Here is a 4,211-nt window from a genome sequence, read left to right as displayed (position 1 = left end):
CGATTACGGGATTCTCTTGATTCGCTGTATCGGTGCAGATTTGAAACCGACCTTCACCTGGCACAAGAGCGCCGTATTTATCGATGATTCGACCATATATATTTCTGCCTGTACTGTCGCCATTATAGCCACCGTCCCAAACTACCAGGTACTTTTCATTAAAACCATCATATGCGACCGCCGGGTTCGTGTTGTTCTGCCAATCTGCGAACGACACCGGACCACTACCGCCGGCCGGCTCTCCGTCTCTTTCGACCAATTGCCCTTGTACGTTGATTCCATCCCAAGCATTATCCCAAACTACAAGCGCCGTCCCAGCGTATCCAGATGCGACCGCCGGGTTGCTAAGTGTAGCACCCGAAGCCTCGTAGACTTCCTCTTCGAATGACTCGGTTAAGCCATCGGGGCTTACCGAGCGTGCGACAATCTGGTTTGTGTCATTATCATCGGTTGCATAGTTTTCAGAAGAGCTTCTCGCATATGCGACCAAAAATTGCTCTGTTTCCGAGTTATATGCAAATGCCATTGCCGGTTGTTTGCAAACAACAGCAGCCGTACCGTATGCCGCAAATGCCAGTGAGAGGTTTTCTGAATCCGTGCCCAATTGGTCGAGTGGAATGGTGAACGAGTAAACCTTATGCTGGTATTTTACCTTATCGGTGTAGATAAAATATGGCTTACCCCATGTTTGATCGGGTACTGACACCTTGAATTCTTTCACTCCGCTATCGGTCTTTACATATACTTTGGCATAGTCTTTATCACCATCGAATGTGTTATCAGGAGTGAAATCCATCAAAACATACAAGTTCTTGCTGTCATTACCCACCCAGCCGTATGTAAAGCCATTCGGATGGCCGGTATCAGGCTTGCTGAATACCTTAAAGAGTGGTTCCTTTGCAGCGAGCGATTTGATGATATTATTCTTGCCCTCTTTTACCTTGTTGGAACCAAGGTCATACATATAGAAGGACGAGTTAGCGTCGATGGTTTCATATAGATTGCTCAAAGGATACTGGAATGGGGTCTTGCTAATGGTCTCCCCTTCGATCCTGCCTGTTACGGCAAGAGTTTTATCCTTTGTATTAGCATGGAAGACAAGTTCGATGCCGTCTTTCCCCAAGTTGATGACATCGAAATCCGTTTTCGAGAGCTTCTTAACGACAAAACCGCTTTTACCGTTAACTTTTACTGCAGATTTATCGCCCAAAAATACGGAATCAAGGTGGGCCGCAGCTCCACCCTCTTGCTCGATGCGAACCTTTGCGGCCGTGGCAGACTTTACAAACGCACCGATGTCTAGCGTGTTCTGCTTGAAGTTATGGTCGAATGGAAGCTTCCCCGCCTCTTTCCATGAGCCGTTTTGCAAGACCCAAACCACGAACTGTCCGTTCGCACCATCCGAACTCATGCGAAGGGATGACGAGTGAGCGCTTTTGGATGCTGTCTTATGCAGATTCACCTCATTTACGCTGTTCTGAGCTGAGGTGGCGTAAGCAACAGAAAGTTGTAAAATACCGATAAGTAATGCCAGCAATACTATAAGTGAGAGATTCCGGAATCCTAACCTCCCCTTTGAAACGTCTGTATCCTTCATTTGCGTTCCTCCTTCATAAAAATGAGCACATAGTATCTTTGATGTTGAATTAGATACTGTATTGCATGTCCCTAAGCCGGTAGCCCATAGCTTGGAGGCATCTTCTTGCGAGTTTTGTGATGCTACTCGATCTATATAAAGCCGTTACCGGCATTAAAAGGAACTCGAGCCCTGCCCAAAGCAAGGTATGAGTATTAGGGTAACAAGCGGGTGTCAAAAATTCGTCAAATAAGGTAGCAATTGGTATAACCTGTAATTTATTGGGGGCTGTAATCTCTCGTAATCGGGGGATTTTAACATCTGCGTTCTCGCAATTAGCAATACCTTTTAAGCGGTCGCTAAAATCACGCTTTATTTCTAATTACATGCTGGTGCTAAAAGACAGCGTTCCATGCGGCTTTGATATAGTAGCCGATGGCTTGGAAGAAGTTAGGCTTTTTGAAGGTTTGATTGGCTATGAGGTCGGCCGTTGCGACCGGTTTTCCTGATTGGAAAACAGTTACTACGCCGAGCGGGCTTCCTTTTTGAACCGGCAGCTTAATGTCGCTTTTTGTCGTGGTTTTTATCTCTAAATCGTTGGAGCGTCTAACAAATCCGTCTATGTCGGAGCCCGCGGTAAGATCGATGGTCTGCCCGTAACCAACCCGCACCGTTTTGTAGACCGTATCCTTGGCAAGAAGGCGTTTCTTCTCGAAGAAACCGAATCCGTGTTCGAGCAAGGATGCAGATTCTATGAAGAGGGCTTCGGACGTAGCCGCGTCGAGCACTACCGAGATTACTTGCACGTCGCCCCGCCTTGCAGAGGCTACGAGACAGTGGCCTGCTTCTTTTGTGTAGCCAGTCTTAACGCCGTCCGCAGCCGGATAGGTCCAGAGGAGGCGGTTTCGGTTCTCGACGATGGTACGCTTTCCCGTTCCGAAACGGCTCAAGTTTCTCTGCTTTGAGGCGACGATGTTCTGGAACGTTTTGTTCTTCATCGCGTAGCGGGAGATCATCGCAAGGTCGCGGGCGGTCGAATAATTAGAGGGATGTCCCTTTGCCGGCAGGCCGTGCGGGTTAACGTAGGTCGTGTTCTTTGCGCCGATATCCTTTGCCTGGATATTCATCATTCGGGCGAAGACATCGATCGACCCACCGACATAATCGGCAATAGCGGCCGCGGCATCGTTCGCCGAATACAGCAGGAGCGCATAGAGGAAATCCTCCAGCCTCATCTTCTCGCCGACCGGTATCTCGAATCCATACCCATCCGTATGAAGCACATCATTGCCGGCGGTCACGGTCTCGCCGAGGCTTTTGTTCTCGATAGCGATAATAGCGGTCATTATCTTCGTAGTGCTTGCAATCGGGTGTTTCTCATCCGCGTTCTTTTCCCATAGAACGTCACCCGTTTTTGCGTCGATCACAATGGCGGAAGGCGCCTCGATCTTTGGTTCGAGACCTTCTGCGTACGCGACCGGCATTGTCGGGATATATGCGCTTGTCAGAATTGCGATAATTAATACTATCGCTAGTAAGAGTTCTCTTTTAGACGTCTCTCTCGCAAAACTTACCGGTACCGATCTTTTCATTAGCTACATGCCCTGTTCAGTTCACGTGTATGGATTAAAAAAACAACTCTTATTTTCACAATACATCATAATTACCCTACTACCCATCGGTTAATTATGAATCTTACGATTAATCTTACCAGAAATAAAGATGTTTTAGGCTAGAGGATTCGATCGAGTTGGCCGAGCTGGCGAAGGACATGGTCGCGAATTTGCTTGGCGCGTGGAAGGTCGCGAACGATTTCGCCCGACCGTATGAGTGGCTTTAAAAGCTCTACCCAATCCCCGCCGCACATGCAGCGCTCATCCGGTCGTTTATCTTTTGGGGTGAGCTTTGTTTCAAGGCAATCCTCGCAGCGCCAGAGTTGTTTGGCGCCTGACATTTTGCCTCGTTTGGCGAACGGCTTTCCGCTTACCTAGAAGATATCGAACGAGAAATCTACAACAGGGGCGGAGCTTATATAGGTACCGACCCCGTAGGCATCGGCGTATTCGTTGAGTACTGCGATCTTTTTCTCATCGAGGCCGCCGCTGCAGAAGAGCTTTACGAAATCAAAGCCCCTGAGGTCAAGCTCCCAGCGTACCTCCTGCAATATCTTAAGGAAATTTCCCCTGCGAGAGCTCGGGGTGTCGAGCCGCACGGCATAGAGGTGGTCGCCGAGCGCATATGCGGCTTTGAGGGCGCCGAATTTCTCGTCGTCAAACGTATCGATTAAGGCGACACGCCGCACCCCCGGGTCGATTATCTCATCAAACGCTTTGTATGCGGCAATTTCATCCTCGAAGACGATGATGAGCGCATGGGGCATGGTTCCCACCGGTTGTTCGCCTATCAGCTCGGCGCTCTTGGCGACGGCTACACCATCGCACCCGCCGATAAAGGCGTTTCTCTCTATCATGGGGCTTATTGCGGGATGCATCCGGCGGGCGCCGAAACTTACCACCTGGCGCTCACCCGCTACCTGTTTGCAGCGTGCGGCGCGGGTCGCTATCCCGGAAGCCTGGCAGACCAACCCCAGCATCGAGGTTTCATAAACGGCAAAGTCGGTATATATGCCGCTTAC

3 protein-coding genes and 1 pseudogene are annotated in these 4,211 nt (G+C 49.5%); all 4 read right to left on the bottom strand.

The annotated features are described in order from the left end of the window. Nucleotides 1-1,597: pseudogene (locus ACYC56_RS12755) on the bottom strand (hypothetical protein); the annotation flags it as partial. Nucleotides 1,598-1,971: 374 nt separating this feature from the next. After that, nucleotides 1,972-3,168, bottom strand: a complete 1,197-nt coding sequence (locus ACYC56_RS12750) for a D-alanyl-D-alanine carboxypeptidase family protein (RefSeq protein WP_461374555.1) — start codon at nt 3,166-3,168, stop codon at nt 1,972-1,974. A gap of 140 nt (nt 3,169-3,308) precedes the next feature. After that, complete coding sequence (locus tag ACYC56_RS12745) at nt 3,309-3,530, bottom strand: hypothetical protein (protein WP_461374554.1); 222 nt, start codon at nt 3,528-3,530, stop codon at nt 3,309-3,311. Nucleotides 3,531-3,563: 33 nt separating this feature from the next. Continuing rightward, nucleotides 3,564-4,211, bottom strand: a 648-nt coding sequence (locus tag ACYC56_RS12740) for a nicotinate phosphoribosyltransferase (protein WP_461374553.1), incomplete at its 5' end; no start/stop codon positions are given.

It is taken from the genome of Candidatus Aquicultor sp. (assembly GCF_054640775.1).
The sequence above is the reverse complement of the archived record's forward strand: the minus strand, read 5'-3'. Positions and strand labels throughout refer to the sequence as shown.